This is a genomic window from Adhaeribacter arboris (assembly GCF_003023845.1).
In the GTDB taxonomy this organism is placed as follows: Bacteria; Bacteroidota; Bacteroidia; order Cytophagales; family Hymenobacteraceae; genus Adhaeribacter; species Adhaeribacter arboris.
Genome location: NZ_PYFT01000001.1, coordinates 6,691,390 through 6,710,304 on the forward strand (window position 1 = coordinate 6,691,390; position 18,915 = coordinate 6,710,304).

The window sequence follows — 18,915 nt, forward strand, 5'->3', positions numbered from 1 at the left end:
ATTACCTTAAGCATCGGGTAAAATGGAAGCAATAATTAACGATAAATACCCGCAGAAACTGTAATTTTGGTGGTAGTACCGGCCGTTTGTGTTACCTTAAAATGAAAAGTTGAAAGTTTGTATTGCAGAAAAACCCAGTGTTGCTCGCGAAATTGCGCAGGTAATTGGGGCTAAAAGTAAAAAAGAGGGTTATTTCGAAGGGAATGGCTACCAGGTAACCTGGACCTTCGGGCACTTTTGCCAGTTGCGCGAACCCGAAGATTACCGCCCCGAGTGGAAGCGTTGGAGCATTCACGAATTACCCATGATACCAGATAACTTTGGGATAAAATTACTGCAAAACAAAGGCGTAGAACAGCAATTTAAAATTATAAAAAAATTGCTCGAAACGGCCACCATGGTCATTAATTGCGGTGATGCCGGCCAGGAAGGGGAGGTAATTCAACGCTGGGTACTCACTGAAGCCAAATACCGGAAACCTTTTAAGCGATTATGGATTTCTTCGCTTACCGAAGAAGCAATCCGGCAGGGATTTCAAAATTTAAAAGAAGGCTCGGAGTTTGATTTGCTTTACCAGGCCGGTAAGAGTCGGGCCATTGGCGACTGGCTTTTGGGAATTAATGCTACCCGTTTGTTTACGATTAAATACGCCCAGGGGCGGCAATTATTATCGTTGGGTCGGGTGCAAACGCCTACCCTGGCCATGATTGTAAACCGGTACCACGAAATTCAGAATTTTAAACCCGAGCCTTTCTGGGAACTAAAAACCATTTATCGGGAAACCGTTTTTGCCAGTACAGCCGGGAAATTTTTACAGGAAGAAAAAGGCCAGGCTATCCTGGAAGCAGTAAAGCAAGAAGAACTAACCATTACCGATATTGAAATTAAAAAAGCAGTCGAAAGTCCGCCCCGATTGTTCGATTTAACTTCGCTCCAGATTGAGTGTAATAACAAAATGGGCTTATCGGCCGACGAAACCTTAAAAACGGTACAAAGCTTATATGAGAAAAAAGTAGTTACGTACCCCCGGGTCGATACCACTTTCTTACCCGATGACATGTATCCTAAAATTCCCGGCATTCTGCAAGGTTTAACGGCTTACCGTACCTTTACCGAACCTTTGCTGCAAACCAAGATTCGAAAAACCGCCAAAAACTTTAATAACAATAAGGTAACTGACCACCACGCCATTATTCCTACGGGCGCTGCGGCAGGCAATTTATACGGTCCCGAAGCGGGCGTATACGATACCATTGTCCGGCGTTTTCTGGCTGCTTTTTACCCGGATTGTATCGTGAGCAATACTACCGTAACCGGTGAAGCCGCCAAGCATACTTTCCGGGCCAAAGGGCGGCAAATTATAGAACCCGGCTGGCGGGTAGTATACGGCAAAGAAGAAGAAACGAAAAAGCCGGCGGCAGAAGCCAGCTCCGAGGAAAAAGAAGAAGAAAATACCGTATTACCCACCTTCGAAAAAGGAGAACATGGACCTCACGAACCCATATTGGACCGAAAGATGACCAGTCCGCCCAAAGAATATACCGAAGCAACTTTGTTGCGCACCATGGAAACGGCGGGTAAACAAATGGAAGACGAAGATTTGAAAGAAGCATTAAAGGAAAATGGCATTGGTCGGCCATCTACCCGGGCAGCAATTATCGAAACCTTGTTTAAGCGAGAGTATATCCGGAAAGAAAAAAAGAAAATTTTACCCACCCAAATGGGGATTGACCTGATTGGTATAATTAAAAATCCCACCTTGAAATCGCCGGAGTTAACCGGGCACTGGGAAAAAAAGTTGCGGCAAATTGAGAACGGAAATTTCCCGCCGGAAGCATTCTTGACCGAGTTAAAAACCTTGGTGCAGGAAATGGTACGGGAAGTAAAAAGCGATCGCACCGTACTGGCCATTGAAACTAAACTGGTAACGGCCGCCGAAACTACCACTAAACCAACTGCTAAATCCGGAGAAAGCAAACAAAGAAATGCACCTGATAAAGCTACTAGCCCAAGTTTTGGGCCGTGTCCGGCGTGTAAAACCGGGCATGTTATAAAAGGTTCGCAGGCATACGGCTGTTCCCGCTGGAAAGAAGGTTGCACTTTCCGGTTACCGATTACTTTCGGGGAAAAAGAAATTCCCGGAAAAGCCATTCAAGCTTTACTGGCCAAAGGCAAAACGCCAGTTCTAAAAAATTTGATTTTACCAGCACCGGCCGGTAAAACAGATGCGCAACTAATTTTAGACGAGAACTTAACCTTACAAGCCCAACCCGTAGAAAAAAAGTTGGCGACCGATCCTTTTGCGAAATGCCCCAAGTGCCAGTCAGGTAAAATTTTAAAAGGGAAGGCGGCTTATGGCTGCAGCCGTTTCCGGGAAGGTTGTTCTTTTGTGGTTCCTTTTGTTGTTGCGGGTAAAACGTTATCGGAGAAAAATGTAGTGGATATTCTGGTAAAAGGGAAAACTCCCAAGTTAAAAGGATTTACATCAACTAAAACCGGGAATAAATTTGAGGCGGTATTAAAAATGAACGAAGAAGGTAAAATAATATTTAAATTTGATTAATTTAGATTTTTAGAACAAATAGCTAAGTAGTTGGTTTTGTATGTAATGGAACAGGTATTTACCTGATAATGAAGCTTCCCTTATGCCTACTATATGCGCGCCCTATTCCTGCATTGGTGCCGGTTGCTCCTGCTCAGTTGCGGGTACCTTTTACTTAATAGTTGTGAACAAATTGACTTTAGTCCTTACCAGGTAATTCTAGAATCAGAGCAAAGGGATCTGAACAAAAAGAACCTGGCCCGGATTGCCGCTCTGTCCTTGCAACCACAGGATACACTACGATTCGGCCTGATTTCGGATAACCAACGGTTCTACAATGAACTGGAAGATGTGGTAAAGGCTTTGAATGCTTATTCTGCCCAGGAAAAACGCTTGCATTTTGTCATAAACTGCGGCGACCTCACCGATTTTGGTTTGCAGGAAGAATACGTGTGGCAGTTAAACCGCACCAAAAAACTGAAAATGCCTTATCTAGCCATTATTGGTAATCACGATTGTGTCGCCAACGGTAAAAAAATATACCAAGCCATGTACGGGCCAATGGATTTTACTTTTGAGATAGCCGGCAGTAAATTCGTGGTTCTGAACACCAACTCGTTGGAATTCAGTTATCCCGTCCCGGAAATGGAGTATATGCGGCAGACAATGGCTAACTCGCACGAGTACCGGAATTTGTTTGTTCTCAGTCACGTACCACCCTTTGATACTGATTTTAATAAAGACCTAAAAGCCGAATTTGCTCAATTGCTCCGGATCCATCAGGTTCCTTATTCTATTCACGGCCACCAGCATAATTTTAGTTTTAGCCAGCCTTTTCAGGACGGGCAGGATTATTTAGTGGTAGATACGATTCAAAACCGCAATTTTATAGTAGTAACGGTGGTAGGTAAACAGGTTAGCTTTCAGAAAATTGATTTTTAAATCAGATGAAAACTTCTTATTTTCTTTATTTTTTGTTTGCTTACCTGATGTGCTTTCCTTTTTGTGGCTTTGCGCAGGAATGGCAGACTATCTACGCGAAAAGGAAGTGGTACTTACCGGATCATACGGTAGTACAATTTGCCGGGAATATTGGTTTTTTAGCTGTTGGCCCCGGGTATTCTTTGGCTCAAGATAAAATTAACCTAGACATTCTGTATGGGTATACGCCAAGCTTTGAAGCCGAAACCAGTATTCATACCTTAACCGGAAAATTCATTTACTCTCCCTGGCAAAATAGAATTAAGCCGGGTTACATTTGGGAGCCACTTAAATTTGGCGCCGGCGTTAGTTATTCTCTGGGGTCTCAATTTTATACCACCTTACCCCGGCATTACCCCGATGGCTATTATTTCTGGCCGACCAGTTTCCGGCTGACTCCTTTTGTGGGTACCTCCATAAGTAAAGCAGTAGGAAATTCTAATTCCTTAATTAAACAAGTGCAAGGCTACACCGAGGCAGGAACCCACGATTTAGCCATATTGAGCCTTACCACTAACAAAGCTCTTTCACCCTGGGATATTATAAGCTTTGCCTTTGGCGTTAAACTTAAATTTTAGTCTTTTAAAACATCTTTTAGCTGTATTTCCGGAAAAACCGTATGCCTAATATTTGCCAAATTAATGTGGTACACGGGAGGTAAAAAACTGCCGGCAAATTCAAATATAATCATGCAACCGTTAGGTAAATACCTCTTTTTTTTGGGATTGATTTTAGTTGGCGTCGGTTTACTGTTGTGGGCGGCGGGTAACCGGTTGAACTGGTTTGGCCATTTACCCGGCGATATCCGTTTCGAGAAACCAAACTTTAAATTTTACGCGCCGCTTACGAGTATGTTGTTGGTTAGTGTTCTCTTGAGTTTGCTTTTATGGCTAATTCGGCGTTTCTTTTAGTAGTTTTTGTTTAAAAATTATTTTTCTCACCAATCCATTAAAGCTTTTGTATTTTTTCCTAATCTATTGTTATAAAATATTGTTTTAAAAAGCTTTGTTTAAATCTTTCAAATACATCTGACTAACTTTACAGAAACCTATGATACTCAGCGGTGGGCGCCTTGTACTGATTATTGGTATTTTCTTTCTTTTTATTTCCTGTGACCGGCAAAAAGTAAAAGAATCGGGAGAGGTTACTACCCCGGAACAACAATTCACCGAAATAAAAGCTAATTTATTAGAAAAAATCTGGCGATTAAATCCGGAGTGGGCTACCTCCGTGGGGTACCATAAATACGATAATGTACTGGTAATTCCTACGCCGGAGCGCCTAAAAGGGGAAGTGGCTTCTTACCGTTCCATGCTCCAGGACTTGCACCAAATAAACCGCACCGCTTTACCACTGGATAATCAAACCGATTACCAAATGCTCGAAAGTTTTTTTAACGGGCGCATTTGGTACGCTACGGTTCTAAAACCAGGAGAATGGAACCCCGCAGAATATAATATTGGAGGCGGTGTTGCCGAAATTCTGAATGGCCGCTACGATAGTTTAACCAACCGGTTGCGCAGTATTTCTTTAAAAATTGAACAAGTAGTGCCTTATTACGAGGCGGCTAAAAACAATATTAAAGAGCCAACCTTGGAGCACACCCAACTCGCCATTTTGCAAAATAAAGGTGCTTTAACGGTATTAGAAGAGGTAGCAGATTCGGTAAAGATTGCCCGGTTAAAACCTTTTGAAAAAGATTTCCTGCGGTCCCGGATTGCTACGGCCAAAATTGAAGTTAATAGTTACATTGATTTTTTGCAGCAGGAAAAATTACCCTTGCTCCGGAAAAAACAAGGACGAAGTTTCCGGATTGGTAAGGAGCTTTTTGCGCAAAAATTTAAATACGACATTCAATCGGGTTATACTGCCGAGCAGGTTTATCAGAAAGCTTTGCAGCACAAAGAATACCTGCACCGCCAAATGCTAGCCATTACGCAAAAACTCTGGCCAATTTATTTCCCCGATAAGCCACTGCCTTCCGGATTGCCGGGAGTAAAACAGTTATTAGGAAAACTAGCGGAGCAACATGTTCGGCGTGATTCTTTCTTAATCGCCATTAAAGCCCAGATTCCGCAACTGGTAAAGTTTGTAAATACTAAAAAATTATTAACCCAGGATCCTAGCAAACCGCTCGTAGTTCGACCCACTCCGGAATACATGCGCGGAATAGCCGGGGCTTCTATTTCGGCTCCTGGCCCTTACGACAAAAATGCCGATACGTATTACAATGTTACCCCATTAACGCATTACAGCGCCGCCGAAGCAGAAAGTTACTTGCGGGAATATAATAAATATCAATTACAAATTTTAAACATTCACGAAGCTATACCCGGCCACTACACCCAACTTATTTACGCTAACAAATCTCCTTCGCTTATAAAAGCTGTTTTAGGAAACGGGGCCATGGTAGAAGGCTGGGCGGTGTACGCCGAACGAATGATGCTCGAACAAGGCTACGGTAATAATGCCCCCGAAATGTGGCTTACCTGGTACAAATGGAATTTGCGCGTAACGCTTAACGCTATTTTAGATTACAGCGTACACGTGCTGGGTATGACCGAAAAAGAAGTCCTTGCCCTGCTGGTAAACGAAGGTTTTCAGGAAGAAGCCGAAGCGCGCGAAAAGTGGAAACGGGCTACTCTGTCGCAGGTGCAATTATCCAGCTATTTTACCGGTTATACCGAAATTTATGATCTGCGCGAAGAAATCCGGAAAAAACAAAAAGATAAATTTAATTTAAAACAGTTTCACGAAAAGTTCTTAAGTTACGGGAGTGCTCCGGTGCGCTACATCCGGGCCTTAATGCTTCAAAAGTAAAGTAAAAATGAAAGCGTTGAGGGTGCGGCCACTTCAATGATACCACCAGAATATAGCCGTATATTCGGGTGGTATTTAAATTTTTATACGCTTGCTAAATTGATTTTGGCGGCAGTTTGGGTTTATGTTCTTTCTACTTTCCAAGGTTTTATTTTATGTAGCCTTGCCCGTTATTTGGCTGGCAGGTCTTTTACTTTTTGCCGTATTCACCAAACGGGATCGCTATCGACGAGTAGTCTTAAAGCTGGCAGCTATTCTGTTCCTTGTTCTAACGAATCCGTTTTTAATGAACGAAGCTTTTTTGCTCTGGGAACTACCTCCCAAACGTTTGGCCGAACTACCCGTATCGGATGCCGGCATTTTGCTAACAGGTATTACCTCCCTCGAAAAATCTCCCCACGATCGGGTTTACGTGGCGCGAGGAGCCGACCGCGTTTTACACACGCTTTGGTTATATAGAAAGAAAAAGATCAAAAAAATAATTATTTCGGGCGGAACCGGGAGCGTCAGAACGGTTTATACCTCTGAAGCCGCTGAACTAAAAAAAATATTATTGCTCGCGGGCGTACCCGCAACGGACATATTGCTGGAAGATAAAAGCCAGAATACCCGCGAAAATGCCCTTTTTACCGCTAAATTACTTAGGCAGCAACCTAATCTGCATTCATTCATTTTAATTACATCGGCTTTTCACATGCGACGGGCCGAAGGTTGTTTTAAGGTGGCCGGTATCCAGGCTGTCAATTTTCCCGCTGATTTTTATTCCAAAGACCGCAGTTATTTCCCCAATAGCTTACTTATTCCTTCCGCCGAAGCTTTTGCCAATTGGCATCTGCTTATTCATGAACTTTTAGGGTTTATTACTTATAAAATACTAGGTTACTGTTAAAACAGGAGCTCTCAAGCGGAAGAATAAGTATTTTTATAAAAGCTGCAACATTTCTAAGTAAGAGTAAATAAACTAATAAATCTATATATTAAAATTTTTGTATAAATCAAAAATAGATTAATTTGCGGCGTTTCTTTTATAGATTACTCTTTTAAAAAATTAAAGAAAGATACAATTAAAAGTAAATTTACTTTGTTGTATTTATCAAGAACTAGGACGTTTAAAAGAGTTGTTTTTTAAATTTTTTAAAATATCTAGCCAAATTGGCTACATCAGAATTAAATTTATACAATTGTTTAAAAAGCGCCTGGTTTTTAAATGTCCGCATTTTTTCCTATATTATATGCGTTAATTAGGAAAGAACTAATATAAATACCCAACAACCTAACCAACCCAATTATGAAATTAATTCGACCCTCTGCTTCTAATCATAAGCGTAAAGCAAAAGTTGTAGGGGCATGTATTTTTCTTCTGTCTTTTATTCAAGGGAGCGTTATTTACGCCCAAAAGAACCCGGTAATTTTTAGAGATGATTTTGACCGTTTTGAACTCGGGGCTGACTGGAGCCAGACCTATGGCTGGTCGATCCGTTCGGGTTATGCGTATAGTTTTGCCGATGGCAATGGGAGTACATTAAAAACAGCGGAAAATTACCCGGAATTATCGTATGTTTTGGAAACTACCGGCAAAGGTTATTCTAATAGCTACCAACGCGAATTCCGAATTATTTTTGGTCAGCAGGCCGAGGATAGCGCCTATGTGTTAAGTTATACACCTTATGCGGGTGGGCAGTTAACCTTATCCCGGGCCGAAGGGAATATTTATTACCCAGAGCCTTTAGATGAAATAAGTATTTACCCCGACCTGGAAACTTCGCGTTGGTGTAAGTTTAAAATTGCCCGTTACAAGAGCGGCCTCATTCAGGTTTATATAGATAGAGGCCGAGGGTATTCCACTATTCCCACTTTAGAAGCGATTGATACTACTTACCCGCAATTAGGGCGGTTTGGCTGGCAAATAGATACTCAAACCGCCGCCGAAGATTTTTTTGTGGATTGGATTGAAGCGAGTGTCCCAGAGGTGGAAAAACCCGCTGAAAGAGAAAAACCCGCTCCGGATAATTTAGTGACGCAGGTTTCCGCGCTGAGTAATCGTACTTATTCCGTAGCTAAATTAAACGTAGGGGAAAAATCGTACTCCGATCAACTCTATTCAATTACTTCCGTTCCGGAATATTTAAAAGGAGCTTCCTTTATTCAAGCGGCTAGTGGCGATAAGCAAGATACTAGCCGTACTTTCCTGACCATGTTTTTAAAAAAACCGGCGGTGCTTTATGTGGCTTACGATCCCAAAGCTACCAGTTTACCCGCTTGGTTAAGCGATTGGAAAAAAACCGGCGATATCATCGAAACCAACGATCCGGCTAACAGCTACCTGCATGTATACAGTAAATTAGTAGAATTTCCGTATATCTACCCGGATCCGTTTCAATTAGGAGGAAATATGGCACTGCCTGCCGCAGGAGCTCAATCTAATTACCTGGTAGTAGCCGTAGAAAAACCAATTATAGCTAAATACGAAGCTGAATTTGCAACTCTAAATGGCGCTCAGGTAGCCATTAATCATTTGGGATACAGCGGAACTGGTTTTGTAGATTTTATCAATCCTGATAAAGATTATATTGAATGGACAGTGAAAATTCAAACTCCCGGATTATACAATTTAGGTCTCAACTATTCCAACGGTCGGGAAGAAAGCCGGTCGCTGCATTTCACAGTAGATGGTGTTGGGTTATCTACTCATTCTTTCTCTACTACTTTCAGTTGGGATACCTGGTCTTTTTACAGCGGCACTAATGTTTTCCTTACCGCGGGAGACCATATAATCCGGGCCTCTGCCATTGGGCAAAGTGGCCCTAACGTAGATTATTTATCACTTTCCTATGTTTCTGCCAACCAGGAAATTTCCCGTCAAAGAACCGGAATTGCCGGCTTATCTGCGGGAACAACCGAAAATACGGCCACTGTTAAAAAGCATTTTGCTTATCCTAATCCTTTTGCTAATAGTACCACTATATCTTACTCTTTAACCGAAGAGGTTCCGGTATATTTGGCCTTATACTCTTTGCAGGGGCAGCAGTTAAAAGTATTGGTAAATGAAAAACAAACCGCCGGTACGCACGAAGTAGATTTAAATGGCGCCTCTTTAGCCAAAGGAGTATACCTTTACCGGCTGCAAACGGGCAAGCAAACCAGTTTTAGTAAGATTATAAAACAGTAAAACTCGTAAGAATGAATAGAAAGAGCAACGGTTTAGTTAACCGTTGCTCTTTTTTTGTTGCCGGCTGTTTTAAGCTACCCAGACGGTTTTTTGATTAACAAACTCGCGAATGCCCACGTAAGATAACTCGCGACCGTAACCGGATTTTTTAATGCCCCCGAAAGGCAAAGCCGGATGCGATTGTACCATTCCGTTAATAAATACCGCGCCGGATTCTATTTGACGAGCAAGCCGGCGGGCTTCCTGTACATTACACGACCAGATGGAAGCGCCTAAACCAAAGCGGCAGTCGTTGGCTACCTTAACGGCTTCTTCGGCATCTTTTACCACAAAAATACAAGCCACTGGCCCGAATATTTCTTCGTCGTGAGCGGGCGTTCCGGGTTGAATATCAGTGAGCATCATCGGATGAAAGTAGGCGCTTTCTTCGTCCGGTCGGCCGCCATCTAATAAAACTGTAGCGCCTTTCGCCACAGATTCGTCTACTTGCTGCTGCACCGAGGCAGCCAGATCTGGGCGGGCCAGCGGGCCGTAATCCGTGGCTTCGTCTAAGGTATCACCGGTTTTTAAGTTTTGTAAGTGCCGCTTCAGGCGTTGGATAAATGCTGGGGCAATTTTTTCTTCTACAATAAACCGTTTAGCCGCAATACAGCTTTGGCCGGTATTTATCATGCGGGCTTTAGCGGCCATAGTAGCCGTTTCTTCCAGGTTAGCGTCAGCCAGAACAATAAAAGCGTCGCTGCCGCCTAATTCAAGCACTGTTTTTTTTATTTGGCTGCCTGCCAAGGCGGCCACGCTAGCCCCGGCACCTTCGCTGCCCGTAAGCGTTACGGCTTTTACCCGGTCATCTTTTATCAAGGTTTCAATAGCGGCAGATTCAAGTAAGGTAGTGGTGAATACTCCATCCGGGAAGCCAGCTTTTCGGAAAACTTCTTCAATGGCCAAGGCACATTGCGGTACATTAGAAGCATGTTTGAGTAAGCCTACATTACCGGCCATTAAGCTCGGGGCCGCAAACCGGAATACTTGCCAAAAAGGAAAATTCCAGGGCATTATCGCCAGAATTATGCCGAGTGGCTCGTACGAAATGTAACTAACGGAAGCATCTGAATTAATAGCTTCGTCTTGTAAATAAGTTTCGGCGTGTTCCGCGTAAAATTCGCAGCAAAGGGCGCACTTCTTAATTTCGTTTATTGATTCCCGGATAGGTTTTCCCATTTCCCGGGTTATTATTTCGGCGTAATAAGTTACATTATCTTTCAATTCATGCGCTGCCTTTCGCATAAGTTCGGCCCGTTCGCTGAAAAGAGTTTTCCGCCAATTAACAAATGCTAAATCAGCACGTTGAAGTAAGTTTTCCAGCTCGTCTGGAGAATGAGCAGAAAAAACTTTCAGCACCTCGTTGGTTGCCGGGTTCCATGATTGTATAGCCATAAAGGAATTATCTGGTTTATAAAGCACTTAAAAGTACTCTTAATCACAATTAAGGTTTTATCTTCAGGGGGTGGGGTGGGTACGCCACAAGTAAAAAGTACTATTTATTTTTAGAAGTAAACTTGGCTCAATGAAAAACGAGAAGTAAAGATGACGTACTTATGCCATTTGCAACCTTTATAGCAGCTAGTTTATAATCGGATTTATTTAAGCCATGGTAGGTTGGAATGAATTAAAAATCAAGAATTGTTATGCATTAACCGTCTCAAATCCGTTTTGCTTAATAAAATTTAGAAAAAGTAAAACAAATAATAGGGAATCAAGTTTGAATAAATAATTTTCGGATTTATTCTGTAAGTTTGAAAAGGTTTTCTGATCCAAAGTAAATCTAACTACTAATTTTTTAGAATTGTCACCAAACCAGCCGATAGCTATTTCAGAAGAGGAACTGGTAGCCCGTTTACGGGTGCCGGAAGATGCCGCTGTTGCGCAGTTATACGACATGTATTCCGCCGCCTTGTACGGGGTTATTTTACGAATTGTAAAAGATACGGAAGTCGCGGAAGATGTGCTGCAAGAGTGTTTTGTTAAGATATGGTCCTCCTTTTCTTCTTACGATGCGAGTAAAGGTAAACTATTCACCTGGTTAATAAATATTGCCCGGAATTTGGCCATTGATAAAATCCGATCCCGTCAGTATCGCGTAGGTTCTAAAACACAAACGTTAGATAAAAGTCAGCAGTATACGGCCGATAGTACTGGTTTTCGGCCGGAGCATATCGGAGTAAAAGAACTAACCGAGAAGCTTAATCCCGATCAGAAAAAAGTAATTGATATGATGTACTTTGACGGGTTTACGCAAAGTGAAGTGGCCGAAGTACTGGAAATTCCGCTCGGAACGGTTAAAACCCGGGCAAGAGCCGCGATTAAAGCATTAAGTAAATTATTGAAATAAGTACATAAATACATTGGATATTCAGGAATACATAGCATCTGGGGTACTAGAATTATATGCTACCGGGCTTTTATCTTCCGCCGAAAAAGCAGAAGTAGAGCGTATGGCAACTCTTTATCCGCCGGTGCAAGCAGAACTACAGGCAATTTCTGATATTTTAGATTCCTACGCAAGATTACACGCCGTAGAACCACCGGCTGGTTTAAAAGAAAAAGTTTTAGATTCTATTACTACTAATATACATGTAGCAGGTTCGACTACCATTCCTACCACAAGGTCGGCAGCTAAGCAATTACAATTACCGGTTGAAGCAGAGCCTAGCCTTTCTTCTCCATCAGCCAATTATAGCTGGTGGGCCATTGCGGCTTCGGTTTTGCTTTTAATTAGTGCCGGCCTTAATATCTTTTTTTATAATAATTGGCAACGAACTGAAAATCAGTATCAATTAGCTTTAGCTTTTCAAAACCAATATGCCCAGCAGGTACAGCAGGTAAATCAAAAACTACAACTAACTGCTGCCGAATTAAAACTTATCACGCACAATAAAACCCAAAAAGTAAATTTAAAAGGATTGCCAAAATCGCCTTCCTCTTCCGTAGTGGTTTACTGGAACACCAGCACCAAAGATGTTCTCTTAAAAGTGGCGGATTTGCCGGTCCCACCCCCCAATCGGCAGTATCAATTATGGGCGCTGGAAAATGGAAAACCGATTGATGCCGGTATGCTGGATTTAAACGATTCTACTAAGGTTCAGCACATGAAAACTATTACTAATGCCCAGGCTTTTGCCATAACGCTGGAGCCAAAAGGAGGGAGCCCAATCCCCACGATGGATAAATTATTAGCGATGGGGCAAATTTAAAAAATAGTTTGTTCGGTGAGAGCTTAGTTGCCGTCTGATATATTTCCCGCATGGTTTCTACTCATGAATTTAATCGGTTTAAAGGCAATTTTGTAAAACCTCTTCTTTTTGTTTTTGGTAGTTTCATTTTGGGGATACTGGCCTGTTCGAACCAACCTAGTATAACCAGAGCCGGCGATTATGCGTCTTATTTTGATGATGAGTGGGCCCGGCAAAAATTTTGGGACGATGGCCTGGCGGAAGTGGCCACTTACCAAGCGCAACGAGTGGTTTACAATAAAGTCCGGCAGTTTGACTATACTCTTATTACCGTTAAAGAAGATTTTAATAAAGCCTACAACGTTAAAACCGACGATTACCGGCGCCAAGATCTTTTTCCGGTGATAAAAGTAAATGAATTTGCCCGCATTCCTACCGAAAATTATCCTTATCATTACTTAACTTCTTTGTTTTTTAAACGCGAAAACCCAATAATCTTACATAAACTTACCAGTTCGTCGCAGGAGTGGTGCGGAAATACGTTTAAAGCCATTACCTATAACGGAAATGGTTTTACTTATGCGTTTAATTCCTACTGGGATAACCAAGGCGCCGGGGAAATTGCCCTGAAAGAACGGGCCTTGTTCGAAGACCAATTGCCTTATACTTTGCGCAGTCTTAAATTTAAAGCTAATCTTACTTTTCAGGCTCCGGTTTATGAACTGCAGCAAACCTCCAAGGCTTCACCGCCACAGTTATACCAGGCCACTTTTCAGGTAAGTGAAGCTAAAGAATTTACGGAAGAAACCTGGCTGGTAACCGTGCAGTTTGCACCGGATAAACAAAGCCAATATTGGTTTAGTAAAAAATACCCGAACGCCTTATTGCGGCAAAAAGCATACGATGGCCGTACTCTGGAATTAAAAAATATCCGGCGCTATGCTTACTGGCAACATTAATAGTTAAAAAGTTTGAAAGTTGAAAGGTTACAGGTTTTAAGTTGCAGGTTGATAAGTTAGTGGCTTAGGAACAGTAATTTTATACTAAAATTAAAAAAGATTATAAATTAAGTTTTAAATAGATTTAAATTTTTAATCCTAATAACTTTTCAACCTTCTAACTTTCCAACTAAAATCAACTTGTAACTTACCAAGTATGAATACTCATTTTCAGGCGGATACCCTGCCATTTATCACTGACCTAAAAAATAACAACGACCGTAATTGGTTTCAGGAAAATAAAAAACGGTACGACCTGGCGCGAGAAGATTTTTTATCTTTTGTAGCTGAATGGATAAAAGGCATAGCCTCTTTCGACGAAAGCGTGGCGGATCAAAAAGCCAATGAAATTGTTTTCCGGATTTACCGGGATGTACGATTCTCGAACGATAAACGACCGTATAAAGATCATTTCGGGGCCTACCTGGCACCAGGTGGCCGCAAATCAGTTTATCCGGGTTACTATTTTCATTTAAGTCCGGGTAACCAGTCTTTTATGGGTGGGGGCTTATGGATGCCACCGGCTAATCATTTAAAGGCAGTGCGCCAAGAAATTGACTATAACTTTCAGGAATTCTTACATATTGTACAGGGTACGAGTTTTACCAACTGTTTTGGGCAGGAATTAGCCGGTGAAAAATTGAAAACTTCTCCCAAAGGGTACGATGCTACTAACCCGGCCTTAGATTACCTGAAATATAAAAGCTGGGTAGCCACTCACTCGCTCCAGGACCAACAACTACTTCAACCTGATTTATTAGCTAACTGCCTGAAAATAGCGGAAGCTTTAAAGCCGCTAAAAGATTTTTTAATGCACCCCATGCTGGAAATAAGCGGCGGTACAGAAAGGGATTAATTTTCTGAACGGTTAGTTTCTATGGAGCTACCCGGGTGGGTACTTTTTTTTATGATATTCTAGTATTTCCCAAATGAACCAGCCATAAACCAAAGCATATTCCAAGGCAGTCAGGTACAAGTTTTCGTGGTAAGTACGGGTTTGATAGGTAGCGTAAGACAAAACCGCGGCTCCCGACCAAACTAAAGCATACCGATAAGGCGTAAAAACACAAAGAGCCGCCAAGGTAGTTAAATACCAAGGGTGAACGGTTGTAGTCAGAAAAAAATAAACGCTTAAAGCAAACAGGAAACAGGTAGGTAAATTTTGTTCCGAAATTTGGCGGCTGCGGTACGCCATTACTAGTATAATTAAGAAAGTAACTAAAGATAAAACCGGCCCGAGAATGCCAATAATGTTGTAACCGAGCCAGATGGCGCCTAACCAACGAAAAACGTAATACACACTCGCATTAAATTCAAATTTCTGGAAGTATAAATCCAGGCTTTGCCAGATATTCTGAAATATTTCTTTTGATAAAAATGGCAGGAACAAAAGCAGCAAAATGAATCCGGCGGCTCCAGTAAAGATGAAAAAATTCTTCCCCCCAAGTTTAGCTAACAAAAAAGGCAAAAAAATAAGGGGTATTAGTTTTACCCCAATAGCTAACCCAAATGCCCAACCGGATAGTAAAAGTTTATGCTGGCTTAATAAGTAAATGCTGGCCAACAAACAACCCAAAACCAAGGCTTCGAAATGCAAGTTTCCGCTGAGTTCTACTATTACCAGAGGATTTAAGGCATACCATACTACCCGTTTAACCGGCATATGGTAGTGTAGTAAAAGTTTAATTATAAAATGAAGCGTACCTAATTCAGCAACAATCAGAATAAATCGCATACATACTACCATTCCCCAGTTACTTTCAGGAAAAAGCCAGGCACTAAAGGCGAAAATAAACTGACAAACCGGGGGGTAAACCGTAAAATAATGCGGCGAATTAAGCTGATGAAACAATTCTAAATTAATTCCCGAAATCTGATTTAGCTGGGTGAGGTAAAAAGTTGGTAAATGTAAAAACGGATTTTCACCGGCTATTAACAAACGGCCGTCCCAAATAAACCGGAAATAATCGTCGGACAAAGCAGGCCAGGAAAACAGCAGCAAAAACCGGAAAAATATTGCCGTAGAAAGAATTACTTTCAGAGATAATGGCTGCCGTGCTAATTGAAAATAAGCCGCAAAACTTACCGTAAAAAAAAATAGTAGTTGAATAAAACTAGATCGCTCGGTAAAATAACCTAAGCCTAAGTAACTGGCCGCCGATACGAGCAGTAATAGAAGGGTAGTGCGGGATAAAGCAGTTGCCATGCAGGTCTATCGGCTATGTTTCAGCGTTAAAATAAATACGCCGCTAAAACCCAAGGTGAGCATAAGGTGGTAAGGGAGCAGGCCATAATTCCGAAGGTGGAAAGCCAACAAAAAGCCCCCTAAAAAATAGAATGCAAACAAACCTTCCAGAAGAGTGAGCAGGTTAATGGAACCAGTACGATACGCGTTATTTTGCCAGGAATCAGTGGGTTTTTGCAAATTAAATTTAGGTGTCCGGATAAAGGGAGTTTTAATGCCTAAATAACCTTCGAGTACCGCTAAGGCATTGTGCAGCGATAAACCTAAGGAAAAGGTAAGAAACCAGAAAAACCGGGGCAGAAACTTAAAAAAAGAAGTTATTCCTTTTTCGTTGGTTCGGCGAAAGGCAGTCCAGTAAAATAAAATTAAGCCAGCCAGGCTAACGAAAAAGAGGCTACCAACATTAAAGAAAAACTGAAATTGCGGCCAACGTTCCCAAATAAGCAGGGCGGGTAAGCTAAGGAAAGCAGAAAGGAAAATGCAAACAAAAATACTGCTATTCCCTAAATGGAAAAGTGCGTGTACTTTCGTTAACCAGGATTTATCCGATTGGAATACCTGCCCCAGATTTTTGCGGGCGGTTTCGGCGGCGCCTTTGGTCCAACGAAATTGCTGCGACTTTACGGCGGGCATGGTGGCGGGTAATTCAGCGGGTGCAATAATTTGTTCCAAATACCGGAATTCCCAGTTGCGGAGTTGGGCCCGGTAACTTAAATCCAGGTCTTCGGTAAGGGTGTCGGCTTGCCAGCCACCAGCATCCAAAATGCAGCTCTTTCGCCAGATACCACCCGTACCGTTAAAATTAATAAAAAAATGGCCGCAACTTCGTCCGGTTTGCTCGATAGTAAAATGGGCATTTAAGCCAAAAGCCTGCAGCTTGGTTAACAAGGAATAATTGCTGTTTAAATGTCCCCACCGCGTTTGTACAACGCCCACCCGGGGATTACTGAACGGACTAAGCGTTTGGCGCAAAAAATCAGGTTCAGGTAAAAAATCAGCATCAAAAATAGCAATGAAGTCGCCGGTAGCCGTAGCTAAACCATGTTGCAAAGCACCCGCTTTAAAGCCGGAGCGGGTGGGGCGTTGGACGTGCGTTATAGCAAGGCCTTTTTCTCGGTAATAAGCAACTTTGGCCGCAATTAGCATCCCGGTTTCATCCTCCGAATCGTCCAGTACCTGAATTTGTAATTTATTGGGGGGATAATTAAAAGCGGCTACTGCATCAATCAGGCGTTCCACCACGTACCGCTCGTTGTAAACGGGTAATTGCACCGTAACCAAGGGTAATTCTTCTACAGATATAAGCAAAGAAGTTGAGTCAGTATTTTGCGCAGGCTGGCAACGCAGGTATAGGTAAACCAAATGCACTTGGACCAGGCTGTAGCAAAAGATAAAAGCCAGGCACAACCCATATACCAGCACCAATAGTAAAGCCAGAATTGTCATCACCTATAAATATCGGAAAATGGTAGTAATTATTTTATAACCGGCCAAAACGGTGCCTTTTACCGTGCCGGATATTTTAGAAAAACCAATTCTTTTCCGGTATTTAACGGGTACTTCCAGGCAGCGTAACTTAAGTTTTGTTGCTTTTAATTGCATTTCTACCGTCCAGCCGTAAGTGCGGTCCTGCATGTTAATTTTAAGTAAAGCGTCCGTACGGATTGCCCGAAAAGGGCCTAAGTCGGTGAAACGCGCACCATAAAAAAGCGCAGCAGCGTAGTGGCCAGCCAGTTTCCAAAAATTTGCTGCGGCAGCATGGCTCCCTTTTCTCTCTGACCCAACGCCCGCGAACCAATTACCAAATCGGCCCGGTTCTCTAAAATGGGTTGAACTAATAAGGGCATTTCTTCCGGGTAGTCCGAATAATCGCCATCAATAAACACAATAATTTCGGATTGTTCCGCCAGTGGTTTACTCACGACGTAATGGATACCGGTGAGGCAGGCATTACCATAACCAGGTTCCGGAGCAAATAAAACAGTAGCACCTGCAGCTTGGGCAACGGCCGCGGTATTATCCGTAGAATTATTATTTACTACAATTATTTCGGTTACGAGAGTAAGAGGAATAGCCTGAATCACCTGAGCAATTGATTTTTCTTCGTTGTAAGCAGGAATGATAACGTGAATAAGAGGCATGCCGGCAGAAATAAACCTGCGTAAAGATGAATAAATTAACGCAACTCTGAAACCGTAAGCAGATTTATCGGTTATATAACAGGTAAAAATTTAAGCGGCGCTCATGGCCACTACCTAACCTATACCTATTCATTTGCTAATTATGTTACAACCAGGAACTGCGGCTCCCGACTTTGAATTGAAAAATGCCCAAGGCGAAACGTTTCGCTTAGCCGATTTACGCAATCGTAAAAACGTGGTGTTGTATTTTTATCCTAAAAACGATACGCGCGGGTGCACGGCAGAAGCTTGCTCTTTCCGGGATCAATTTGAAATTTTTCAGGAACAAGGTGCCGAAGTAGTAGGTGTTTCTTCGGATAATTCAGCATCGCACCAAAAGTTTTCGGCCAAATACCAGTTACCTTTTACCTTGTTAAGTGATCCGGGAGGTAGAGTTGCCAAAATGTACGGAGTACCTAAAACCTTGGGCCTTATTCCGGGTCGCGCTACCTTCGTAATTGATAAATCAGGAGAAATAAAATATGCCTTTAACTCCCAACTAAAACCATTGGAGCATGTGCAAAATGCTCTAAAAATTCTGCAGCAACTTCCGGCTGCTAGCACGGAGCAGTAATTTAATACTCCATAAGTTAGTGTCTTGCTTTTGGAATTAGGAAGCAGCTTTTATGATGGTATTTTGTGCAATTTATTCACCGAAAAGAATATTTTCTTTCTTCTTGTAGATTTTACAATTTAAAGCCGTATAATAGGCACTTTATCTGATTTTAGGGTTTACGTATTTGTGCATTC

At 42.1% G+C, this 18,915-nt stretch carries 15 protein-coding genes and 1 pseudogene; 12 read left to right on the top strand and 4 right to left on the bottom strand.

The features are described 5' to 3' along the window. Positions 1–109 precede the first annotated feature (109 nt). From AHMF7605_RS27125 to AHMF7605_RS27155, 7 genes are all read left to right on the top strand, one after another. The gene (locus AHMF7605_RS27125; protein WP_106933069.1) at positions 110–2,563 is read left to right on the top strand and encodes a type IA DNA topoisomerase; all 2,454 of its coding nucleotides are present in this window, start codon (positions 110–112) and stop codon (positions 2,561–2,563) included. Between the two features lie 93 nt (positions 2,564–2,656). Further along, a complete protein-coding gene (locus AHMF7605_RS27130; RefSeq protein ID WP_106933070.1) occupies positions 2,657–3,484 on the top strand; it encodes a metallophosphoesterase family protein in 828 nt (275 codons plus the stop codon). Positions 3,485–3,489: 5 nt separating this feature from the next. After that, a complete protein-coding gene (locus AHMF7605_RS27135; protein ID WP_106933071.1) occupies positions 3,490–4,101 on the top strand; it encodes a hypothetical protein in 612 nt (203 codons plus the stop codon). 111 nt (positions 4,102–4,212) lie between these two features. After that, positions 4,213–4,434, top strand: a complete 222-nt coding sequence (locus tag AHMF7605_RS27140; RefSeq protein WP_106933072.1) for a DUF2905 domain-containing protein — start codon at positions 4,213–4,215, stop codon at positions 4,432–4,434. Positions 4,435–4,573: 139 nt separating this feature from the next. Then, positions 4,574–6,343, top strand: coding sequence for a DUF885 domain-containing protein (locus AHMF7605_RS27145; RefSeq protein WP_106933073.1), 1,770 nt, complete (start codon positions 4,574–4,576; stop codon positions 6,341–6,343). A 124-nt stretch (positions 6,344–6,467) separates the two neighbouring features. Next, positions 6,468–7,232, top strand: a complete 765-nt coding sequence (locus AHMF7605_RS27150) for a YdcF family protein (protein WP_106933074.1) — start codon at positions 6,468–6,470, stop codon at positions 7,230–7,232. A gap of 399 nt (positions 7,233–7,631) precedes the next feature. Next, the gene (locus tag AHMF7605_RS27155; protein WP_106933075.1) at positions 7,632–9,512 is read left to right on the top strand and encodes a T9SS type A sorting domain-containing protein; all 1,881 of its coding nucleotides are present in this window, start codon (positions 7,632–7,634) and stop codon (positions 9,510–9,512) included. Between the two features lie 69 nt (positions 9,513–9,581). Here AHMF7605_RS27155 and AHMF7605_RS27160 read toward each other — a convergent pair whose 3' ends face one another. Continuing rightward, positions 9,582–10,946, bottom strand: a complete 1,365-nt coding sequence (locus AHMF7605_RS27160; RefSeq protein ID WP_106933076.1) for an NAD-dependent succinate-semialdehyde dehydrogenase — start codon at positions 10,944–10,946, stop codon at positions 9,582–9,584. A gap of 409 nt (positions 10,947–11,355) precedes the next feature. On the opposite strand from AHMF7605_RS27160, the gene AHMF7605_RS27165 reads away from it, so the two are divergent. The 4 genes from AHMF7605_RS27165 to AHMF7605_RS27180 all read left to right on the top strand — a co-directional run bounded on the left by AHMF7605_RS27165 (position 11,356) and on the right by AHMF7605_RS27180 (position 14,596). After that, complete coding sequence (locus tag AHMF7605_RS27165) at positions 11,356–11,901, top strand: RNA polymerase sigma factor (RefSeq protein ID WP_106933077.1); 546 nt, start codon at positions 11,356–11,358, stop codon at positions 11,899–11,901. Positions 11,902–11,914: 13 nt separating this feature from the next. Further along, on the top strand, positions 11,915–12,763 hold the full coding sequence (locus AHMF7605_RS27170) for an anti-sigma factor (RefSeq protein ID WP_106933078.1): 849 nt from the start codon (positions 11,915–11,917) through the stop codon (positions 12,761–12,763). 50 nt (positions 12,764–12,813) lie between these two features. Then, positions 12,814–13,701, top strand: a complete 888-nt coding sequence (locus AHMF7605_RS27175) for a hypothetical protein (RefSeq protein ID WP_233219271.1) — start codon at positions 12,814–12,816, stop codon at positions 13,699–13,701. Between the two features lie 196 nt (positions 13,702–13,897). Further along, a complete protein-coding gene (locus tag AHMF7605_RS27180; RefSeq protein WP_106933079.1) occupies positions 13,898–14,596 on the top strand; it encodes a DUF2461 domain-containing protein in 699 nt (232 codons plus the stop codon). Positions 14,597–14,623: 27 nt separating this feature from the next. Here AHMF7605_RS27180 and AHMF7605_RS27185 read toward each other — a convergent pair whose 3' ends face one another. From AHMF7605_RS27185 to AHMF7605_RS27195, 3 genes and pseudogenes are all read right to left on the bottom strand, one after another. Then, entirely contained in the window at positions 14,624–15,946 is a 1,323-nt protein-coding gene (locus tag AHMF7605_RS27185; RefSeq protein ID WP_106933080.1) for a glycosyltransferase family 87 protein, read from the bottom strand. A gap of 6 nt (positions 15,947–15,952) precedes the next feature. Beyond that, positions 15,953–17,431 carry a cellulose synthase family protein gene (locus tag AHMF7605_RS27190; protein WP_106933081.1) on the bottom strand — a complete coding sequence of 493 codons (1,479 nt, stop codon included), beginning with the start codon at positions 17,429–17,431 and terminating at the stop codon, positions 15,953–15,955. Between the two features lie 3 nt (positions 17,432–17,434). Then, a pseudogene (locus AHMF7605_RS27195) lies at positions 17,435–18,126 on the bottom strand (glycosyltransferase family 2 protein). A 142-nt stretch (positions 18,127–18,268) separates the two neighbouring features. Here AHMF7605_RS27195 and AHMF7605_RS27200 point away from each other — a divergent pair. Continuing rightward, positions 18,269–18,739 (top strand): peroxiredoxin, encoded by a 471-nt coding sequence (locus tag AHMF7605_RS27200; RefSeq protein ID WP_106933082.1) that lies wholly within the window; start codon positions 18,269–18,271, stop codon positions 18,737–18,739. Positions 18,740–18,915: the final 176 nt, after the last annotated feature.

What these genes read in the sequence shown, in the direction of transcription:
- AHMF7605_RS27190 (WP_106933081.1), bottom strand. Translation starts at nt 17,431, where the DNA reads ATGACAATTCTGGCTTTACTATTGGTGCTGGTATATGGGTTGTGCCTG.
- AHMF7605_RS27155 (WP_106933075.1), top strand. Translation starts at nt 7,632, where the DNA reads ATGAAATTAATTCGACCCTCTGCTTCTAATCATAAGCGTAAAGCAAAA.
- AHMF7605_RS27180 (WP_106933079.1), top strand. Translation starts at nt 13,898, where the DNA reads ATGAATACTCATTTTCAGGCGGATACCCTGCCATTTATCACTGACCTA.
- AHMF7605_RS27130 (WP_106933070.1), top strand. Translation starts at nt 2,657, where the DNA reads ATGCGCGCCCTATTCCTGCATTGGTGCCGGTTGCTCCTGCTCAGTTGC.
- AHMF7605_RS27140 (WP_106933072.1), top strand. Translation starts at nt 4,213, where the DNA reads ATGCAACCGTTAGGTAAATACCTCTTTTTTTTGGGATTGATTTTAGTT.
- AHMF7605_RS27145 (WP_106933073.1), top strand. Translation starts at nt 4,574, where the DNA reads ATGATACTCAGCGGTGGGCGCCTTGTACTGATTATTGGTATTTTCTTT.
- AHMF7605_RS27200 (WP_106933082.1), top strand. Translation starts at nt 18,269, where the DNA reads ATGTTACAACCAGGAACTGCGGCTCCCGACTTTGAATTGAAAAATGCC.
- AHMF7605_RS27185 (WP_106933080.1), bottom strand. Translation starts at nt 15,946, where the DNA reads ATGGCAACTGCTTTATCCCGCACTACCCTTCTATTACTGCTCGTATCG.
- AHMF7605_RS27160 (WP_106933076.1), bottom strand. Translation starts at nt 10,946, where the DNA reads ATGGCTATACAATCATGGAACCCGGCAACCAACGAGGTGCTGAAAGTT.
- AHMF7605_RS27175 (WP_233219271.1), top strand. Translation starts at nt 12,814, where the DNA reads ATGGTTTCTACTCATGAATTTAATCGGTTTAAAGGCAATTTTGTAAAA.
- AHMF7605_RS27150 (WP_106933074.1), top strand. Translation starts at nt 6,468, where the DNA reads ATGTTCTTTCTACTTTCCAAGGTTTTATTTTATGTAGCCTTGCCCGTT.
- AHMF7605_RS27135 (WP_106933071.1), top strand. Translation starts at nt 3,490, where the DNA reads ATGAAAACTTCTTATTTTCTTTATTTTTTGTTTGCTTACCTGATGTGC.